19 protein-coding genes, 1 tRNA gene and 1 pseudogene are annotated in these 19,302 nt (G+C 61.9%); 6 read left to right on the top strand and 15 right to left on the bottom strand.

The genetic code is table 11. From position 1 onward, the window contains the following. The 6 genes and pseudogenes from GGQ67_RS19360 to GGQ67_RS19335 form a co-directional block, all read right to left on the bottom strand. Positions 1–575, bottom strand: a pseudogene (locus GGQ67_RS19360) (electron transfer flavoprotein subunit alpha/FixB family protein); the annotation flags it as partial. Between the two features lie 23 nt (positions 576–598). Continuing rightward, positions 599–1,345, bottom strand: coding sequence for an electron transfer flavoprotein subunit beta/FixA family protein (locus tag GGQ67_RS19355; RefSeq protein WP_183901771.1), 747 nt, complete (start codon positions 1,343–1,345; stop codon positions 599–601). Positions 1,346–1,518: 173 nt separating this feature from the next. Beyond that, positions 1,519–2,304 (bottom strand): rhomboid family intramembrane serine protease, encoded by a 786-nt coding sequence (locus GGQ67_RS19350; RefSeq protein WP_183901770.1) that lies wholly within the window; start codon positions 2,302–2,304, stop codon positions 1,519–1,521. A 44-nt stretch (positions 2,305–2,348) separates the two neighbouring features. Then, on the bottom strand, positions 2,349–2,927 hold the full coding sequence (locus GGQ67_RS19345; RefSeq protein ID WP_183901769.1) for a cob(I)yrinic acid a,c-diamide adenosyltransferase: 579 nt from the start codon (positions 2,925–2,927) through the stop codon (positions 2,349–2,351). Between the two features lie 22 nt (positions 2,928–2,949). Continuing rightward, a complete protein-coding gene (locus GGQ67_RS19340) occupies positions 2,950–3,153 on the bottom strand; it encodes a twin transmembrane helix small protein (RefSeq protein WP_183901768.1) in 204 nt (67 codons plus the stop codon). Between the two features lie 15 nt (positions 3,154–3,168). Continuing rightward, complete coding sequence (locus tag GGQ67_RS19335) at positions 3,169–4,002, bottom strand: SDR family oxidoreductase (RefSeq protein WP_183901767.1); 834 nt, start codon at positions 4,000–4,002, stop codon at positions 3,169–3,171. Between the two features lie 77 nt (positions 4,003–4,079). Between GGQ67_RS19335 and GGQ67_RS19330 the strand changes: the two genes are divergently transcribed. Then, complete coding sequence (locus GGQ67_RS19330; protein WP_183901766.1) at positions 4,080–5,018, top strand: YihY/virulence factor BrkB family protein; 939 nt, start codon at positions 4,080–4,082, stop codon at positions 5,016–5,018. Here the strand turns inward: GGQ67_RS19330 and gluQRS are convergent. Beyond that, complete coding sequence (gene gluQRS, locus GGQ67_RS19325; RefSeq protein WP_183901765.1) at positions 4,965–5,846, bottom strand: tRNA glutamyl-Q(34) synthetase GluQRS; 882 nt, start codon at positions 5,844–5,846, stop codon at positions 4,965–4,967. The genes GGQ67_RS19330 and gluQRS overlap by 54 nt on opposite strands. Before the next feature lie 40 nt (positions 5,847–5,886). Here gluQRS and GGQ67_RS19320 point away from each other — a divergent pair, with 40 nt between their 5' ends. Further along, on the top strand, positions 5,887–6,531 hold the full coding sequence (locus GGQ67_RS19320; protein ID WP_183901764.1) for a DNA glycosylase family protein: 645 nt from the start codon (positions 5,887–5,889) through the stop codon (positions 6,529–6,531). 111 nt (positions 6,532–6,642) lie between these two features. Continuing rightward, positions 6,643–7,200 (top strand): HNH endonuclease, encoded by a 558-nt coding sequence (locus GGQ67_RS19315; RefSeq protein WP_183901763.1) that lies wholly within the window; start codon positions 6,643–6,645, stop codon positions 7,198–7,200. A gap of 47 nt (positions 7,201–7,247) precedes the next feature. Here the strand turns inward: GGQ67_RS19315 and GGQ67_RS19310 are convergent, their stop codons facing one another. The 7 genes from GGQ67_RS19310 to GGQ67_RS19280 form a co-directional block, all read right to left on the bottom strand. After that, positions 7,248–7,760: a disulfide bond formation protein B gene (locus tag GGQ67_RS19310; RefSeq protein WP_183901762.1), complete on the bottom strand. Its 513-nt coding sequence runs from the start codon at positions 7,758–7,760 to the stop codon at positions 7,248–7,250. A 52-nt stretch (positions 7,761–7,812) separates the two neighbouring features. Next, positions 7,813–8,406: a YqaA family protein gene (locus GGQ67_RS19305; RefSeq protein WP_183901761.1), complete on the bottom strand. Its 594-nt coding sequence runs from the start codon at positions 8,404–8,406 to the stop codon at positions 7,813–7,815. A 115-nt stretch (positions 8,407–8,521) separates the two neighbouring features. Then, positions 8,522–10,258, bottom strand: a complete 1,737-nt coding sequence (locus GGQ67_RS19300; RefSeq protein ID WP_183901760.1) for a cation:proton antiporter domain-containing protein — start codon at positions 10,256–10,258, stop codon at positions 8,522–8,524. Positions 10,259–10,529: 271 nt separating this feature from the next. Further along, positions 10,530–11,264, bottom strand: a complete 735-nt coding sequence (locus tag GGQ67_RS25145) for a hypothetical protein (RefSeq protein WP_210279711.1) — start codon at positions 11,262–11,264, stop codon at positions 10,530–10,532. Further along, the gene (locus GGQ67_RS19290; RefSeq protein ID WP_183901759.1) at positions 11,264–12,907 is read right to left on the bottom strand and encodes an N-6 DNA methylase; all 1,644 of its coding nucleotides are present in this window, start codon (positions 12,905–12,907) and stop codon (positions 11,264–11,266) included. The genes GGQ67_RS25145 and GGQ67_RS19290 overlap by 1 nt, the downstream gene beginning before the upstream one ends. Before the next feature lie 314 nt (positions 12,908–13,221). Continuing rightward, positions 13,222–13,306 (bottom strand) — tRNA-Leu (locus GGQ67_RS19285). Between the two features lie 121 nt (positions 13,307–13,427). Then, positions 13,428–14,726 (bottom strand): MFS transporter, encoded by a 1,299-nt coding sequence (locus GGQ67_RS19280; RefSeq protein ID WP_183901758.1) that lies wholly within the window; start codon positions 14,724–14,726, stop codon positions 13,428–13,430. Between the two features lie 125 nt (positions 14,727–14,851). On the opposite strand from GGQ67_RS19280, the gene GGQ67_RS19275 reads away from it, so the two are divergent. Continuing rightward, entirely contained in the window at positions 14,852–15,427 is a 576-nt protein-coding gene (locus GGQ67_RS19275; RefSeq protein ID WP_183901757.1) for a TetR/AcrR family transcriptional regulator, read from the top strand. Between the two features lie 16 nt (positions 15,428–15,443). Here the strand turns inward: GGQ67_RS19275 and GGQ67_RS19270 are convergent, their stop codons facing one another. Next, positions 15,444–16,424: an aldo/keto reductase gene (locus GGQ67_RS19270; protein WP_183901756.1), complete on the bottom strand. Its 981-nt coding sequence runs from the start codon at positions 16,422–16,424 to the stop codon at positions 15,444–15,446. Between the two features lie 219 nt (positions 16,425–16,643). On the opposite strand from GGQ67_RS19270, the gene GGQ67_RS19265 reads away from it, so the two are divergent. Both GGQ67_RS19265 and GGQ67_RS19260 read left to right on the top strand, forming a co-directional pair. After that, on the top strand, positions 16,644–18,281 hold the full coding sequence (locus GGQ67_RS19265) for an AMP-binding protein (protein WP_183901755.1): 1,638 nt from the start codon (positions 16,644–16,646) through the stop codon (positions 18,279–18,281). A 174-nt stretch (positions 18,282–18,455) separates the two neighbouring features. Then, complete coding sequence (locus GGQ67_RS19260) at positions 18,456–19,256, top strand: hypothetical protein (RefSeq protein ID WP_183901754.1); 801 nt, start codon at positions 18,456–18,458, stop codon at positions 19,254–19,256. Positions 19,257–19,302 lie beyond the last annotated feature (46 nt).

Genomic DNA, 19,302 nt, shown 5'->3' with positions numbered 1-19,302 from the left:
GATGTCAGCTCCGGACGGTCGGAGGTCGACAGCGCATCCTTGACGAAGGTCGACAGACCCGGATCGGACACGGCGGGGATCGCCTCGACCGAAGCCGAGCCGCCGTCAGGGGCAGCGGCGAAGGACGCCGTGCGCACGGTAATGACCTTCTTGGCGTCGGTCGACTGTACCGTCTGGATAGCGTTGCCGGCATAGATCGGACGCTTGAAGGTGTCGGCCGAGACGACTTCGATGATCTCGGAGACCTGGGCGACGTCGAGCAGGGCTGCCACGCGCGGCAGAACGTTCTTGCCGACCGAGGTGGCGGCCGAGATGATGGTGTCGTAGCTTGCCGCCATCGAAACGATCAGGTCGGCCAGCGGCTCGGCCAGATTGTTGGCAAGCTCGTCGCTTTCGGCGAGCAGTACCTTCGAGACGCCCGACAGCTTGGCGGCGGCATCGGCCGCGGGCTTGGCGCCCTTGCCGGCGACCAGCACATGCACGTCGCCGCCAATTTTTGCGGCTGCCGCGAGCGTCTTGGCGGTCTGGTCGGAAAGGCTTGCGTTGTCGTGATCAGCCAGAAGAAGAATGGCCATGATGATATCTCCTTTCTCGAACCTTAGAGGACGCCAGCGGATTTGAGCTTTTCGACGAGCTCGGCGACCGACGCGACCTTGACGCCCGCCTTGCGGCCGGAGGGCTCCTCGGTCTTCAGCACCTTGAGCCTCAGTGCGGTGGAAACGCCGAAATCGGCGGGCGCCTTCTTGTCGAGCGGCTTCTTCTTCGCCTTCATGATGTTGGGCAGCGAAGCGTAGCGCGGCTCGTTGAGGCGCAGGTCGGTGGTGACGACCGCGGGCAACTTGACGTCGATGGTCTGCAGGCCGCCGTCGACTTCGCGGGTCACGGTCGCCTTGCCATCGCCGATCTCGATCTTCGAGGCGAAGGTGGCCTGCGCGGTGCCCAAGAGCGCCGCCAGCATCTGGCCGGTCTGGTTCGAGTCGTCATCGATCGCCTGCTTGCCGACGATCACGAGGCCGGGCTGTTCGGCATCGGCGACGCCCTTCAGGATCTTGGCGACGGCGAGCGGCTCGACGGCATCGTCGGTCTCGACCAGGATGGCGCGGTCGGCACCCATGGCGAGCGCCGTGCGCAGCGTCTCCTCAGCCTTGGCCGGACCGATCGAGACCACGATCACTTCCTCGGCCTTGCCGGCTTCCTTCAGGCGAAGCGCCTCTTCCACCGAAATCTCGTCGAAGGGGTTCATCGACATCTTGATGTTGGCCAGTTCGACGCCCGTGCCATCCGGCTTCACCCGGATCTTCACGTTGTAGTCAACCACCCGCTTGACGGGGACGAGAATCTTCATGGGGTCCTTCCTTCAACTCTTTCACCAAGAAAATGCGCGTTTCCGCGCCGCTCCGATTGTCGAATGGCGACATGGATACGCGTTTTTCCTCCAAAGACAACGCTTGCATGGCGCAGACAGACAAATTCCATGACGCTTATATTACGCTTACGTTCACGTCAAATTCTTCGATGTCATTTGTCCCACGGCAGGCGCGGCCGGGGTGGCTGGCCGGGAAGGGTGATCATGGCCGGATTGGGCGTCGGACGGTCGCGCACGGCTCTCGGCATCACCACTTCCCTGTCGAAGAGCGGTACTCCGCGGCGGCGCATGACGAGCACCAGAAGAGCGCCGGCGACAATGCCGCCGACGTGGGCGCCCCAGGAGACGTTGCCATCGGGCTCGAGCGCCAGCATGACGAATTGCTGGCCGGTCCAGAGAATGAGCGGCACGAAGGCGGGAAGCGGCAACGGCACGCGCATGAAGACCAGCACCCAGACCTTCACGCGCGGATGCAGCACCAGATAGGCGGCGACCACACCCGATATGGCGCCGGACGCGCCGATCAGCGGGGCCTGCGAGGTCATGCCGATCAGCCCATGCACCAGCGCGCCCGCCATGGCGCAAAGGAGATAGAAGACGAGGAAGCGGACATGGCCCATCGCATCCTCGACATTGTCGCCGAAGACCCAGAGGAACAGCATGTTGGAGGCGAGGTGCCAGAAGCCGGAATGGACGAAGGAGTAGCTGACATAGGTCAGCGGCTCGGGCGTGATTGATAGCGCCGGTTCAAGGTAGGCGTAGTGGAAGGCGACGGCCGGGATATAGCCGAGGCCGACGAAGGCCGCCTGTGCTACCGATTCCGTGGCGATGACGCCGGTAAACAGCCAGACGACGACGTTGATCGCGATCAGCCCCATCGTCACCCATTGCAGCTTGATATGCTTCAGTGTGTTGGCATCGTGCAGCGGTATGAACATATGGGCCGGCGGTCCAGTTGCCTGATATCGGTCAATTCAGGAGCCTAGCGGTTTTTTCCGGGAACCCAAAGCACATCCGCGTGGCCGCGATCATTGGCATGACGCGCGGCGACGAAGAGGAAATCGGAGAGGCGGTTGACGTATTTCAACGCCACGGCGCTGACGATCTCGCCCTCGCTGCGCCACAGCGTCACCATCAATCTTTCGGCACGGCGGGTGATGGTGCGGGCCAGATGCAGGTGGGCCGCGGCGGGGTGGCCGCCCGGCAGCACGAAGGATCTGAGCGGCTGCAGATCGCCGTTCAATTGGTCGATATCGTTTTCGATGCGCGTCACCTGGCTTTCGACGATGCGCAGCGGTTCATACTCAGGCGGCGTGCCGGTGTCGGGCGTGGCGAGATCGGCGCCGAGATCGAAGAGGTCGTTCTGGATCGACATCAACATGGCATCGAGTTCCGGCATGCCCTGCATGTGCAGCCGGGCGATGCCGATCGCCGAATTGGCCTCGTCGATGGTGCCGAAGGCCTCGACGCGCAGGTCGTCCTTCAGTCGGCGCGGGCCGGCGACCAGTCCGGTCGTGCCGTCGTCGCCGGTCTTGGTGTAGATCTTGTTGAGCTTGACCATGGCTGTCTCTCCTCCGCGTCTATTAGCTGGGGCGGCCGCCGCCGGTCAGCCACAGCGTCAGCATGATCAGGAGCACGGCGACCGCCTGCAGGAGCACGCGCAGCTGCATCAGCTTGTTGGACAGGTTGGCGTCGCCGCCCTTCATCATGTTGAACAGGCCACGGATGAGAACGATGGCGACAAGGCCCATCACGATGATGGCGAGAACATAGACGACAGATGACATTGGGTTTCCTCCTCCTCAATCGAACCTGCGCAGCAGCCGGTAGAAGAGGTCCGCGGGCAAGAGCTTTTTCAAAAGCATGCCCTGCTTGGCCGGCCGCGTCACTGGGTAATGTGGTCGCGGACGCGGGGCGTTCAATGCGTGCTTCAGGACATCGTAGACGGCATCGGGGCCAAGCTTGTGGCGATTGGCGGGGCCGGAGCCATCGAGCCTTGCCAGCTGGCGGCGGTAATCCACGGCATGCGCCGAGCCCCTGACGTCGATATGTTCGTTGATCTTCAAAAGCGAATTGGCGACGAAGCGCGAGGCGATCGGGCCGGGCTCGATCAGGCTGACATGGATGCCGCTGCCTTCGAGCTCCATGCGGAGCGTGATGCTCAAGCCTTCGAGCGCGAATTTCGAGGCGGTGTAGGCGCCGCGATAGCGGTAGGGCACGACACCCAGAATGGACGAGCACTGGACGATGCGCCCGCGCCCGCGCTTGCGCATCAGCGGAATGATCCGACGTGTCAGCTCGTGCCAGCCGAAGAAGTTGGTCTCGAACTGCTCGCGCAGCACGTCGGTCGTCAGGTCCTCGACGGCGCCCGGCTGGCCATAGGCGCCGTTGTTGAAGAGCGCATCGATGCGGCCGCCGCTCAGCTCGGTGACCTCGCGGACGAAATCGGCGATCGAATCGGTGCTGGTGTAATCCATGCGGAAGGCTTCGATGCCGTCGGCCTGAAGCGGCGCCAGATCGTCGAGCTTCCTGACGGTGGCGAAGACGCGCCAGCCGTCTTTTTTCAACGCACGGGCACAATAAGCACCGATGCCGGACGAACATCCGGTAATGATGATAGTGCGTTGATCCGACATGGAATGATTCCTGTACAAACTAGGACTCGTTTCCCATATTCGATCGGGCGACACAATGAGGAATGCCGGGAGCCGGAATGCCGAAACTTTTTCGCATCTTGTATGATGTGCTTTACGATGCGATCTGGCATTTCCTCGAAGATGACGGCTTCGCCATGGCTAGCCATGTCGCGCTTTCGACGCTTCTCGCCGTCTTTCCCTTCCTGATCTTCGGTACCGCGCTCGCCAATTTCCTCGGCGCCGACCAGTTTTCCATGACGGCCGTTCATCTCGTCTTCGACACCTGGCCGGAGGAGATCGCCAAGCCGCTCGCCGACCAGGTGCTCCTGGTGCTGACCGTGCCGCGCGGCGGGCTCCTGACGATCTCGGTGCTGGCCGCCGCCTACTTCGCCTCCAACGGGGTCGAGGCGCTGCGCATCTCGCTCAACCGCGCCTACCGCGTGCAGGAAACGCGGCCATGGTATTTCACCCGCCTCGCCAGTCTCGGCTTCGTGATGATCGCGGTGACGATCTTCGCGGCGATCAGCATCTTGCTTGTGGCGGTGCCGCTGGCGCTCGACTATGCCCGGCAATGGTTTCCGCTGTTCGCCGACACGCTCGACATCGTCTTCAACTGGCGTATCTACGGCACGCTGTTCGTGCTGACGGTCGGGCTGCTGGTCGTGCATCTGTGGCTTCCGGCGGGACGGCGGCGGGTGCTCGATGTCGTGCCGGGCGTGCTTTTGACGCTGATCCTCTGGTTCATCGGCGCGCTGATCTTCGCCTATTATCTGGCGACCTTCGCCAACTACGCCGCCACCTATGCCGGTCTGGCATCGGTCATGATCGTGCTGATCTTTCTCTACATGATCGGCGTGATCTTCATCATCGGCGCCGAGCTCAACGCGGCACTCCTGAAATTCCGGGTGCGGGCGATCTTCTCGCACAATTTCCTGAGCGGCCAGGGCCAGGGCCAGAAACCGTCAAAGCCCGACGAGGTGGCGAATATCGTGCGCCGCGACGCCTCGGGATCTTAGATCCGAAAGCCCCGTATCGCCGCTGCTTTTCGACAGCTTGCGGCCGGTCGCGTCGGTCACGAGGCGGTGGTGGTGATAGATCGGCGCCGGAAGCGCCAGCAGCGTCTGCAGGACGCGATGCACCGATGTCGCGTGAAAGAGATCGAGACCGCGCACGACATGGGTGACGCCCTGCAGCGCGTCGTCGATCGTCACGGAAAGGTGATAGCTCGACGGCGCGTCCGAGCGCGACAGCACGACATCCCCCCATGACGAGGGGTCGGCGGTGATGGCGCCCCGTTCGCCGTCTCCTGTTTCCCGCCATGAGAGCTGCCCGCCGATCAGGTCGAGCGCTTTTGCCATATCCAACCGCCAGGCGTGCTTCTGGCCGGAGGAGAGCATCGCCTGCCGCTCGCCCGAGGGGCGGTCGCGGTCATCGGCGGGGTAGAGCGGAGAGCCGTCGGGATCGCGCGGCCATGCGATGCCTGCCGCCTCCGACGCCGCGACCCTGGCCTTGACCTCGCCGCGGGTGAGGAAGGCGGGGTAGGCAAGGCCGCGGTCGATCAGGCCGGCCAGTGCCGCGTGATAGGCGTCGAAATGCTCCGACTGCCGGCGCACCTGATCTTCCCAGCCGATACCGAGCCATTCGAGGTCGGCGTAGATGCCCTCCTCGAATTCGGGTGTGCAGCGGGTGAGATCTATGTCTTCGATGCGCAGCAGCAAGCGCCCGTCGGCGGCGTCGGCCATGTCGCGGTTGAGAAAGGCCGACAAGGCGTGGCCGAGATGCAGCGGGCCATTGGGGCTCGGGGCAAAACGGAAGACGGGCTTTTGACGGGGAATCGCGATCATGCTTTCTTCTGCCACGTATTTTTGAATATCGCGAGGAAGCGTGCATATCATTCGCACCGACGGGGATGTGGCCCAGGGATTGGCCGAGCTGGTCGTCATCGATCCGCGCCTTGTTTCGATCGCAGCCGATGCCGGTCCGCTTCCTCTCAGGTTGCGGGAGCCCGGCTTCGAGGGGCTGGCGCATATCATCGTGTCGCAGATGGTGTCGCGGGCGAGCGCCGAGGCGATCTGGCGCAGGCTCCGGCCCGGCGATGCCGCGCTGACGGCCGAGGCCTATATCGGCCTGCACCCCGAGGCATGGCGCGATGTCGGCCTGTCGCGCGCCAAGGCGGAGACGCTGACACGGATCGCGAAGGCGGTTGCCTCCGGCGGGCTCGATCTGCAGGCGCTTTCCGGCCTGCCCCCACGGGAGGCCCTGGCGGCGCTGACGGCGCTGAAGGGCGTCGGGCCATGGACGGCGGAGGTGTATCTGATGTTTTGCGGCGGGCATGCCGACGTCTTTCCATCCGGCGACGTGGCGCTGCAGAACGCGGTGGCGGCCGCCTTCGGTCTCGACCAGCGGCCGACGACGCGCGCGCTGGCCCTGATGGCAGCGGACTGGGCGCCGTGGAGATCGGTGGCCGCGCGGCTTTTCTGGGCGTATTATGCAGCGAAACTGGGACGTGGCCTGGTTCCGGTCGGCTGAACGGCAACACATACAAATGCCATTGTGTGGCTTGAATTTATTGGACTTCACAATGCCGTCACAACCGGCCTAATATAAGAGTGCAGATGCCGAATCGATCAGGAGAGTGCCTTGACGATTGCTGTTTCACCTCAGGCCCTGCCAGCGCTCGTTCTGAACGCTGACTATCGGCCGCTGAGCTATTATCCCTTGTCGCTCTGGTCCTGGCAGGACGCGATCAAGGCGGTCTTTCTTGACCGTGTGAATATCATCGCGGAATACGAACATTCGGTTTCCTCGCCGAGCTATTCGATGCGGCTTCCGAGCGTCGTATGCCTGAAAACCTACGTGCAGCCCTCTCGCAACCCGGCCTTCACGCGCTTCAACGTGTTCCTTCGCGACAAGTTCGAGTGCCAGTATTGCGGCCAGCACGAGGATCTGACCTTCGATCACGTCATTCCGCGCGCCCATGGCGGCGAGACGACGTGGCAGAATGTCGTGGCGGCCTGCTCACCCTGCAATCTCAGGAAGGGCAGCAAGCTCCCGAAGCAGGCAGGCATGTTCCCGCATCAGAAGCCCTACCAGCCGACCGTGCAGGACCTGCACAACAATGGTCGGCTCTTCCCGCCGAACTATCTGCACGACAGCTGGCTCGACTATCTCTACTGGGATAGCGAACTGCAGCCCTGACCTTTGTCGAGATCCCCTCCGGTCAGGACCGCTTCGCGGCGGACCGGTCAGGCGGACTTGCGCACGCCGATGAAGGCGAAGGCAGCCAGGATGAGGCTCGCGACGACGTTCCATCCAGCCATCGACAGGCCAAGCACGCGCAGCGCCGCCTCGGTGCAGGACGGTCCCTTGATGGTGTTGAGTTCGGTCAGGAGGTCGCTGGCGTTCTTCGTCATGCTGCCGGCGCTTGTCGAGCAGGCGGTGGGACCAGCCCAGAAACCCCATTCGACGCCGGCGTGATAAACGCCCATGCCGGCGCCCACAACCATCAGCAGGCCGCCGGCCAGCAGCAGCGTGCGGCCGATCCAGTTGGGCAGGCCGAGGGCCGCGGTCAGCGCGCCGATGAGGACGAGCGGGATGCCGTAATAATAGGGCTGGCGCTGCAGCAGGCAGAGCTCGCAGGGGATATAACCGCCGATATACTGGAAGCCGAGCGCGGAGCCGATGACGACAGCCATGCCGATCGCAAGCAGGACGGAATAGAGGAAGGTGGGACGGCGAACAGAGAAAGAGGCAGTCATGCGGGGGCTCCGGGCAGGTAACGCATGGGGGCTTTGACTTGGTGGATGGTCACTAGGCAAGCAGCTTGTAGCCGACGCCGAGCACGATCAGCAGGCCGGCGACGATCGCGGTGATCTGGCCGAGGCGCTTTTCGATGAAGTGGCGGATCGATTCGCCATAGCGGCGCAGCAGCCAGGCGAGGAAGAGGAAGCGCGCGCCACGGGCGACGATGGCCGAGATGATGAAGAAGCCGAGGTTCATCTGAACCACGCCGGCAAGGATCGTCACCACCTTGATCGGCGGCAGATGCGCAAGCCCCGAGGTGACCAGCATCAGCAGCACGATTTCCCACTGACCCTGAATGAAGACCCTGAGCTGCTCGAAGGCGTCGATCTTGCCGTAGAATTCGAGGATCGGGCGGGCGATGGTGTCATAGGCGTAATAGCCGAGCGCCCAGCCGGCTATGCCGCCGAGCACCGAGGCAGTGGTGGCAACCACCGCGTAGCGATAGGCGCGCTCGGGCTTGGCCAGCGCCATCGGCACGTAGAGCACATCGGCGGGCACCAGAAAGACGGAGCTTTCGACGAAGGCGATGATGGCAAGCCAGATTTCGGCCGATTTGCGCGCCGCGAGCGACATGGTCCAGTCATACAATCTGCGAAGCATTCTGGTCCTTTCAGGTTGCCTGCGTCAGCTTTATGGGGCTGACATGCGCCTGTAAATGCCTGCTGTGTCAGTCATGCGGCAGTGCGGCAAAAAACTGTGATGATCATCTGCCGGATCAGGAGACGACGCCGGACGAGGGGACGCGCTTCTGGCGCATGACGTTCATCTCGGTGCGTTCACGCGCCATCTCGCTGACCATCTGGCGCAGCGCCGGGTGCTTTGATGTGAACATGTTGAAATCACGCCGTTCCAATACGAAGAAATGGCAGAAATCGACCGCAACCACGTCGGCGTTGCGGCGGCCGCCGCTCAACAGCGCCATCTCGCCGAAGAAGGCGCCGGGCTCCAGCCGGATCGCATCGTCGGGAAGCTGTACTTCGACGGCACCCGCCGAGAGGAAGTACATGCCGCCGCCGCGATCGCCCTTGCGCATGACACGCTCGCCCGGAAGCGCCGACTTCGGGCGGAACAGCAGGAGCAGCTCTTCCTGCGAGTTCTCGTCGACATTGGCAAACAGCGGGAAGGTCTCGCTGAGCTCACGCATTTCCAGCTGGTGCTGGTGTTCGCGCGCTTCGGTGATGGCGCGGATCTTGTCGAGTTCGTCGTTGAGGAGATCGAAATTGGCGTGGCCATGGCGGACGCTCTGCGGCCAGCGGCGCTGGACATATTGATGCAGCGCTTCGGCGCCGGCGCAAACCAGCGGGTTGAGGGTGATCGAGATGATGGCGCTCGCCAGGATGATGTCCTGGCCATCGGTCGGCAGCAGGCCGAGCGTCACCCCGAGGCCGGCGAGGATGAAGGAGAATTCGCCGATCTGCGCGAGGCCCCCCGCCACCGTCAGGCCCATGCCGATGGGATAGCGCAGCAATGTGACGACGACAAAGGAGATGATCGCCTTGCCGACGATGATCAGGAGCAGGGCCGAGAGCACGCCGAGCGGCTGGCGCACGATGATCGACGGATCGAACAGCATGCCGACCGACACGAAGAACAGAACCGAAAACGCGTTCTGCAACGGCAGGGAATCGGCGGCGGCGCGATGGCTGAGGCTGGATTCGCTCATGACCACGCCGGCGAAGAAGGCGCCGAGCGCGAAGGACACGCCGAAAATCTGCGCCGAACCGAAGGCGATGCCAAGCGCCAGCGCCAGAACGGTCAGGGTGAAGAGCTCGCGCGAGCCGGTGCGGGCGACGCGGATCAGGAGCCACGGCACGACCTTGGGGCCCAGGAAGATCGCCATGGCGGCGAAGGCGCCGACCTTCAGAAGGGTGAGCGCGATCGTCAGCAGCAAGGGCATGCCGCCATCGGCGCCAGGGGCACTGCCGCCAAGCAGTTCGGCCAGCGCCGGCAGCAGCACCAGCGCCAGCACCATGGCCAGATCCTCGACGATCAGCCAGCCGACGGCCACGCGGCCGCTGGCGGCGTTGACCAGATTTCGCTCCTCCAGCGCCTTCAGGAGCACGACGGTGCTGGCGACGGACAGGCTGAGCCCGAAGACGATGCCGGCGCCCATGCTCCAGCCCCACCATTCCGCCATGGCGACGCCGAGCACGGTCGCCAGAACAATCTGCGCGATGGCGCCGGGGATGGCAACGCCGCGCACGGCGAGCAGGTCACGCGCCGAGAAATGCAGCCCGACGCCGAACATCAGGAGGATCACCCCGATCTCGGCCAGCTGGCTGGCAAGTCCGGTATCGGCCACGAAGCCCGGCGTGATCGGCCCCATCAGGATCCCGGCCAGCAGATAGCCCACCAGCGGCGGCAGCTGCAGGCGATCGGCGAGATAGCCGAGGATCGCCGCGAACCCGAAGCTGACGGCAATGGTGGCGATGAGCGGGACTTCGTGCGGCACGCTGGTGTGGTCTCCTTTTCGAGAGCGGGCACTTTGACCGAAGTGCGGGGGAAATTAAACCGCTGATTTAAAGTGAGTCTTCGCAGATAGGGTTTCTGGCGGCTTTCGTCTGGTCTCAATGCAACTTTAGAGTACGATCGAGTAAGCAACGGCTTTGCCATGGATAACGCGAGGCCGCGCAATAGAGATGTCGATGAAACTTAGTTCCGCAATTTTCCGCAGCGGATCGTAAATCGTTGCGAAGCAACGTTCAGCCAAATGCTTGTTCGCTCTATGTGGCCGACCGCAAATTCTCGCCATCCAGTTCATAAAAATCTGGATTCCTTTCAGCAACAACTGACAATAAATCGGTTATGATCTTTTCCATCGGAACAGTAACATCGGGCGCACCGACTTCAAATGCTCTCAGTTCGGTAGCTGGTGGCGTGGCTTCCAGCAGTATAATGTAAAATTTCTCAAACTGTTCATCGCGCCCGGCGGGATCGTTCCGGCCGGTGAAAAGCCGCAGACGTGCGTTTGCGTTCATGAACGTCGATTTGCGACGCGGCGTGTCATCGTTTTCAGCGCCCTTATCGAGGAAGAAAAAGCCTGCTAGAACGCCATAGGGAAACCGTCGATGAAGTGTAACCGCTTCCATAAGCATGTCACCGCGCCGGTTCACCAAGTTTTTCTGAAAGTTCCCCGTTCTCTTGTCGCGGAAGTTGATGCTCTTCACAGAGATGGCAAGAAGCAATCCTGCCTCTTCAGTTGCCCACGTAACATCAACTTTTTTGGCGCCTAATCCACCCGCCATTCGACGTTCGGCGCCAGAGCCATCTAGCGTTCCGGGAGGGGCTGGACGAGCTTCTCTTAACCCGCGATACCTTAATTCGGCAGCCAGAGCTTGCGCGACCACCTCTGAGACGCGCTCACTGTAGCGCTTCTTGTCACTCTGGTTTGCATTATCGTCTGGCTTTACCGGCAGCGTCCGTAGCGCTGCGTCGAGAAGGTCGTCAATTCTTGCCACTATAACTTCTTGCCTCGTGATACGCGACGCTGAAAAAGCGCTTCGCGGGCCTGCCTCAATTGAGTCAACTGCACAGTGCCTAACTTCAAGTGCCGCTCTAGTATGATAGAGTCGACCATCTCAACAGCCTTTAGCAGTTTGTTCTGCCTAAGCGCGACAGCCAATTGAGGGGCGATCATCATCAATTCAGGCAAGGCGGCTTTGAGAATGTCTGCCGTGGGGACCGGCATCAAATCGGCTTCTTTCGGCTCGTGCTTAAGCAAGCCGCCACCGTAAGAGCGTCCGACAACCTCCGATCCCAGCAGCGTGACGGTGTTCAAACAGGCGATTGGCAAAACCGCTCTTCCCAGCTCTCTAACTTCCGGCTTTAGCTTTACGCCGTAAAGAGAGTTTAAGACATATACTCCGGCCTCATTTGTAGTAAGTCGCGGTCGGTCATGGTTCATGTAGGTGAAGAGTAAGTCAGGCTGTGCGACTAATGGTACGCGCCACCATGGTGTCCGAACTTTGCACTTGTATGCGTCCAGCACGCCATCCTGTTCTCCGCGCTCAATATAGGCTTTTGCCGCACTGGACATGCCGTCGGACGGCGGCAGAAACAGGAAGCAACGCGCGCCCTCCTTTGCGAGTTGTGCCCAAGCCCTTTCGCTGAATGTCAACCCTCGAAGATGGCGGGCACCAGGTGGTGAGATTTTCAATAGTTCCGACTTGCTCAGGCCTAATTCGGTAACCTGTGCCGCTGTCATCGTGAAATATTTGTTGTTGCCCGTGACAGAACCTAGGTACGTGTCACCCCAATCAATCATTCGCCCGAAACTATCGCTTCGCGTAAGTTCACGGTAGGCTACAAGGGCATCATTGGGGATGAGCGCAGGCGTCCACTTCTCATCCGCCGTTGGCACGAAGCCGCGCCATGAGGACGTGTCAAGACTAGCCAAGCTGCCCGCATCCCGCGCTTGATATATTTCGAAGCTTTCTGTGGTCCCGCGCCCTTCTGCCAGTAGCAACACAACTTCCTCCAGAACGCCCGGAAAAAGGAGTTGTTCAAAAAGGATTAGACGCACTTTAGCGAAACGGCTCATCAGGAACCGCCGTACCTCGGCGGCATAATTCACGGACATAAGCTCAGCTGGCAAGACCAAACCCAAGCGTCCATCGTCGGTAAGAAATTCAGACGCATGAACCGTGAATGCCGCCCAAGAACTAGCGAGCGATGTCAGGCGGACGCCATGGGCCAACGCCACTCTAAGGCTTTTTGCCCGTGCTGCTCCAGAGAAGTCTTGGTAACGGATATATGGGGGATTGCCGATGACTGCGTTGTATAGCTGGCTAGGTTCGCGTTCGAAGAAATCCGCCTCCGCAATCGAAGCGGCAAAGCCCGCCTGAGCAAGGCGGTTTCTGGCCTCGACAACCGATGGTCCATGAATGTCGACCCCGTGAAGAATACTGGGCAGATCTTTCGCGGAGGTCCCGAGCGCTGTGAGTCTAGATGCACTCGGAAGCAAAAAGGCAGCGTCACCACAAGATGGCTCAAGCACACGATCATCAGGAGATCGGATAGCCCAATCGCTAATGAAAGTGCTAATCTCAAGCGGAGTAAAAAACGCTCCCCGTGCTTTATGGTGTTGCCCGAGATTGTCCACGTTTTCCCTCTTGGAGCAGTATGACTTTAATCCAAAGTCACATGAGGGCTTGCATCGGTCAATGCCAAACGCTCATTGAAAATGACTTTATGTTCTATTTTTGTTCTTGTTGCGCAAATGCCTCAGCAATTACCGGATTGTTAGGTGGCAAGCCACTGATTGTCTTTTACTGGCTGATAGCTCGCGGCGTCTGAAATTTACAAAATATTACCATTCAGTTTGCGCAGCTCATCTGAACTTCCGGCGAGAATTTTGCAGCAGTTGGAGCCAGACGGGCGAATTTGTTTTCCTTCCGGCGGTAACCAGAAGTCCGGTGGTGCCCCATGCCGGAGTCGAACCAGCACTTCTTTCGAAACTCGATTTTGAGTCGAGCGCGTCTACCAATTCCGCCAATGGGGCAACGGATACCGACGAGGCGGGTCTCTAGCATGCGTTCGCCCGCGCGCGCAAGACGGCGGGCGAAGTTATCGGGCTGATTTCGCGGGGCTTCCGGCCGAAGGCTTCGGCCGGAAAGGGGCCGTCAGTGGGCGGCGGAGGTGGCCGGGGCGGCGAGGCCGGATTTCTTCAGCGTGATCGCCAGGATCGAGGCGAGCAGGCAGAAGGCGCCGGCGATGAAGAAGGCGGGCAGATAGCTCTGCAGCTCGGTGCGCGACAGGCCGGCGCCATAAGCGGCGGTGGCGGCGCCCAGCTGGTGGCCTGTGAACACCCAGCCGAAGACGATGCCGACCTTCTCCTTGCCGAAGCGCTCGGCGGCGAGCTTGACCGTCGGCGGCACGGTGGCGATCCAGTCGAGGCCGTAGAAGACGGCGAAGATCGACAGGCCGTAGAAGGAGAAATCGCTGAATGGAAGGTAGAGCAGCGAGAGGCCGCGCAGGCCGTAATACCAGAAGAGCAGCCAGCGATTGTCGAAGCGGTCGGACAGCCAGCCGGAGCCGATGGTGCCGAAGAAATCGAAGATGCCCATGACGGCGAGCACGCTGGCGGCGGCCACCGGCAGGATGCCGAAATCGCCGCAGAGCGTGACGAAATGGGTCTGGATCAGGCCGTTGGTGCTCAGGCCGCAGATGAAGAAGGTGGCGAACAGGATCCAGAAGGTCGAGGTTTTCGAGATTTCCCTGAGCACCACGATCGGTGCGGCCAGCATGGTGAGGAGGCCGCCCGTGCGTGCCGGCGGCGGGGTGACGTGCTCCTCGCCGAAGGAGGGGAGGTTGAGGTCGGAGGGTCGGTCGCGCATGAAGGCGAGCACGACGAGGGCGGCAAGGAGGATCATGCCGCAGACGAAGAAGACCGTCGCGCGCCAGCCGTAACTCTCGGTGAGCTGCGCCATCAAGGGCAGGAAGACCAGCTGGCCGGTGGCGGAGCTCGCCGACAGCATGCCGACGACGAGGCCGCGGTGCTTGGTGAACCAGCGGGCCGATACGGTGGCGGCCAGCACCATGGCGGTCAGCCCGGTGCCGAGGCCGACGACGATGCCCCAGAGCAACAGCAGCTGCCAGATCTCGGTCATGAACAGCGAGCCGACGAAGCCGCTGGAAATCAGGACCATGGCGAAGACGATGACTTTGCGGACGCCGAAATAGTTCATGAAGGCGGCTGAGAAGGGGCCCATCAGCCCGAAGAGCAGCAGGCGAACGGCGAGCGCCGAGGAGATCTGCGATGTCTCCCAGCCGAACTCGTCCTGCAGCGGCTTGATCAGCACGCCCGGCGCGCCCATGGCGCCGGCCGTGACCAGCATGGTGAGAAAGGTGGCGGCGACGACGACCCATCCGTAATGGATGTTGCGCCGCGCCAGCGTGGAGGCAAGTGCAGTGGAGACCATGGGGTTGTTCCGTTCGGGGGCTGCCGGAAGGCTAATGCAAATATTTAGATGATGGTCATCATCATTGTTGATTATTGATGATGGACGTCATATAAAATGTCAAGCGGTGTTTTTTGGAGATTTTAATGCGTGTCAGCCGGGAGAAATTCGCTGAAAACCGGGAGAAGATCCTTGGCGTCGCCGGCGTTCTGTTTCGCGAAAAAGGATTCGAATCCACCGGCGTGGCCGAGATCATGAAGGCCGCAGGGCTGACCCATGGCGGCTTCTACGGGCATTTCCAGTCGAAGGAAGATCTGGCGCTCGAAGTCAGCCGGGCGCTGATCGAGCGAGTGAAGGTCCGCTGGAACGAGATCATTGCAGGCGCGCCGGACGCGCCGCTCGATGCGCTCCTCAATCACTATCTTTCGCGTTGCAGCGTCGACGATCCCGGCGGCAGCTGCGTCTTCGCCTCGCTGGTGCAGGAGGTGAGTCGCAGCCAAGGCGCGGTGCGCTCGACCTTCAACGACGGGCTGTCCGCGCTGGTCGATATCCTGTCCGGGATCGTGCCCGGCGACAGCGCCGAAAAGCGCCGCGCCAAGGGGTTCACGACGCTGTCGGCGATGATGGGCGCGGTGATTTTGGCGCGCGCGGTGGAGAGCCGCGAGCTCTCCGACAATTTCCTGTTCACGACGCGCGACGCTCTTGCGCCGGCTACTGATTAGCCGCGCCTAATCCACCTTACTTGAAGCCCTCGACGCGGTGCGGCACGTAGGGCTCTTCCAGCGCCGCGACATCCTCGGCCGAAAGCTTGACCGAAAGCGCGCCGACGGCATCGTCGATATGGCCTGATTTCGAGGCGCCGATGATCGGCGCGGTGACGGCGCTCTTCTGCAGGATCCAGGCGGTGGCGATCTGGGCGCGGGAGACGCCGTGCTTCTTGGCGAGATCGCCGACAACGCCGATGATGGCGCGGTCCGCGTCCTCGGCCTGCTTGTAGAGCGTCTTGCCGAACTCATCTGTCTCGCTGCGGGCGGTCTTCTCGTCATAGTCGCGGGTCAGGCGGCCGCGCGCCAGCGGGCTCCAGGGAATGACGGCGATCTTCTGGTCCTGGCAGAAGGGCAGCATCTCGCGCTCTTCCTCGCGGTAGAGCAGGTTCAGGTGGTCCTGCATGCTGACGAAGGGCGTCCAGCCGTTGGCTCTCGATGTGTAGATCATCTTGGCGAACTGCCAGGCATGCATGGAGGACGCGCCGATATAACGCGCCTTGCCGGATTTCACGACATCATGCAGCGCTTCCAGCGTCTCCTCGATCGGCGTGGTCGGATCGAAGCGGTGGATCTGGTAGAGGTCGACATAATCGGTGCCGAGGCGGCGCAGGCTGTTGTCGATCTCGTCGAAGATCGCCTTGCGCGACAGGCCGGCGCCGTTGGCGCCCGGGCGCATGCGGTTGAACACCTTGGTGGCGAGCACGATCTCCTCGCGCCGCGAAAAATCCCTTATCGCGCGGCCGACGATTTCCTCGGACGATCCGTCGGAATAGGTGTTGGCGGTGTCGAGGAAATTGATGCCGGCTTCGAGTGCCTGCCTGATCAGCGCCCGGCTCGGCTCCTCGGCCTGCGTCCAGCTGTGGTTGCCGCGGCCGGGATCGCCGAAGGTCATGCAGCCCAGGCAGATTTTCGAGACTTCGAGGCCGGTGCCGCCGAATTTGACGTAATCCATGAAATCGCTCCGTGATGAGACAAGAAACCCCCGCGCTACCCGTATCTAGGGCGGTGGCCGGCAAATTGGCAGCCGTCGCGGCTAAACAAGCACGCGTTCGGGAGGGCCGGAAGGGCGATCGGGCTTCACGCTTGCGTGATCCCCGCCGACGGTGTTAGCTGCTGCAGCATAAACGGACTTCCGCCCCGAGACCGAGACCCCATCGATGATCCTGCGCCCATGAAGCTGCCGCCGCGCGCCCGCTATGACGATCTCTACCGCGATTTCGCCTGGACGATCCCCGAGGATTTCAACATCGGCCGCGTGTGTTCGGACGATTGGGCGGCGCGCGAGCCGGAGCGGATCTGTCTTCAGCACTTCAGCCCGGATGGCCATCACCTGTCGATGAGCTACGGCGCGCTTGCGGCGCGCTCGGCCTCGCTTGCCAACGGGCTAGTCGCGCTCGGTCTTGGAAAAGGCGATCGGGTGGCGCTGCTTTTGCCGCAGTCCTTCGAGACCGTGATCGCCCATATGGCGATCTACAAGATGGGCGCGATCGCGGTGCCGCTGGCGCTGCTCTTTGGCGTCGAGGCGCTGGAATACCGGCTGAAGGCGTCGGGTGCCGCGGCCGTGGTGACCAACGGATTCGGCCTCGAGCCCATCCGTGCGATACGCGACCGCCTGCCGGACCTCAGGACGGTGATCAGCGTCGACGCTTCCGACGATGGCGATGATGTCGTTTCCTTCGGTGGCCTGGTGGACCGCCATGCTTCCAGCTTCGACGTGCCGCCGACCGGGGCGGACGAGCCGGCGCTGATGATCTTCACCTCGGGCACCACGGGCGCGCCGAAGGGGGCGCTGCATGGGCACAGGGTGCTGGCCGGGCATATTCCGGGCATCCAGTTCGCGCACGAGAATTTCCCGCAACCCGGTGATCGGATGTGGACGCCATCGGACTGGGCCTGGGCGGGAGGGCTGCTCAATGCGCTGCTGCCGAGCCTGATGCTCGGCGTGCCCGTGGTCTCCTCGCCGGCGCAGAAATTCGATGCCGACATGGCCTACAGGATCATGGCCGAGATGAAGGTGCGCAACGGCTTCATTCCGCCGACTGCTTTGCGGCTGATGAAATCGGTGCCCGACCCGCGTCAACGATACGATCTCAAGCTGCGCACCATCGGTGCGGCCGGCGAGGCGCTGGGGGCGGAGACGCATGATTGGGCGAGCCGCACGCTCGGGATCGAGGTCAACGAGTTCTACGGGCAGACGGAGTGCAATTTCGTGCTGTCGTCGAACGCGGCACTTGGCGTGAGCAGGCCGGGGGCGATCGGCAAGTCGGTGCCGGGGCATAAGGTGGCGATCGTCGACGAGGCCGGCGCGGTGCTGGAGCCGGGTGCCGCCGGGCAGATCGCCATCGCGTGGCCTGATCCGGTGATGTTTCTCGGCTACTGGAACGATGCGGATGCGACCGCGAGCAAATTCGCCGGAGACTGGCTGCTGACCGGCGATCTCGGCCGACAGGACGAAGACGGCTACGTGACCTTCCTCGGCCGCGACGACGACGTCATCACCTCATCCGGCTACCGCATCGGCCCGGCCGAGATCGAGGACTGCCTGAGCGGCCATCCGGCCGTGCAGATGGCGGCGGCGGTGGGCAAGCCCGACGCGCTGCGCACCGAGATCGTCAAGGCCTATGTGGTGCTGGCGCCGGGCTTCGTGGAAAGCGACATGCTGGCGGCGGAAATCCGCGACTGGGTGAAGATGCGGCTGTCGATGCACGAATATCCGCGCGAGGTGGCGTTCGTCGACGCGCTGCCGCTGACGACGTCGGGCAAGGTGATCCGGCGGATGCTGCGGGAGTGGGCGGTGGCGGAGGGGTAGGGGAGCGGGCTTGTGTGGCGCCGGATACTTCCCTTAGATTAAAAAGAAAAGACGCCCCGAGGAGCGCCTTTTCAATTTTGGGAAGTCGAGGATTCGTAATGCTCGAAAGCAAACTGCCAATCTGATCTCGACTTTTCGAGGTTGAATATATGTCAGAGTGACGGGAGCGTCAACTTGCCGATAGAGGATGCAGATTTAGCGGAGATCACAAAGCTGCTGTCGCCCGAGAGGCTGGGCAAGCTTTACCAGCTCACCGGTAACGCCCGCGCTGCAATCGAATTCCATCAGAAGACACTGCGCCTCGGCGCCGATTTGATGAATATAATCGCCGTCATCGAGATTTCCTTGCGGAACTCGATCTGTGAAAATCTCGGGCAGCATTTCGGCCAGGCCGGCTGGCTTCTGAGCCCGCCGCCACCTTTCCATTGGAAGGAAAGCGAGAAGACCAAGATTGTGCAGGCGCTAGATAGCGCGCGTCGGGCCGAATACGCCAAACTTGCGCAGGCTACCAAGCATGGCCTTGACGCGCTGGCATTCCCGAATGGCCGCCCTGTGAACTTATCCCATACGCAGAGGTCCAAGCTCCGTCGAACGCATATCCAGGTCACCGATGGCAAGATCATTGCCGAGCTGACTTTCTACATCTGGAAGCGTTTGTGCGGTCCCGATTATGAGCACACGCTTTGGCGGCCGACACTCAAGAAGGTGTTCCCGAACAAGCGAATAAAGCGCGCCGACGTCGCCGATAGTCTTGAGATCATCTACCAGTCGCGCAACAGGCTCGCTCACCATGAGCCTGTTCTTCATGACAGGTTCACCGAGACCGTTGCTGCAATCAAGTATATCGCGCAGCACCTTGGAGCCCGCACGCCTGGCGACCAGACACCGCTTTATCGGCTAATCGCTGACGACATTGCGGCGATCGAGGCAAGTGCCGCGATATTGCACGCGGAGTTGGAAGCTTACAGGACTTAGAGATAGTTTTCTGATCCAATCGCGGGGATAATTTTGTTACGCGGCG

It is taken from the genome of Rhizobium metallidurans, from assembly GCF_014196505.1.
GTDB classification, from domain to species: domain Bacteria; phylum Pseudomonadota; class Alphaproteobacteria; order Rhizobiales; family Rhizobiaceae; genus Rhizobium; species Rhizobium metallidurans.
Note: the sequence above shows the minus strand (reverse complement) of the source record. Positions and strands in the feature narration are given on the sequence as shown.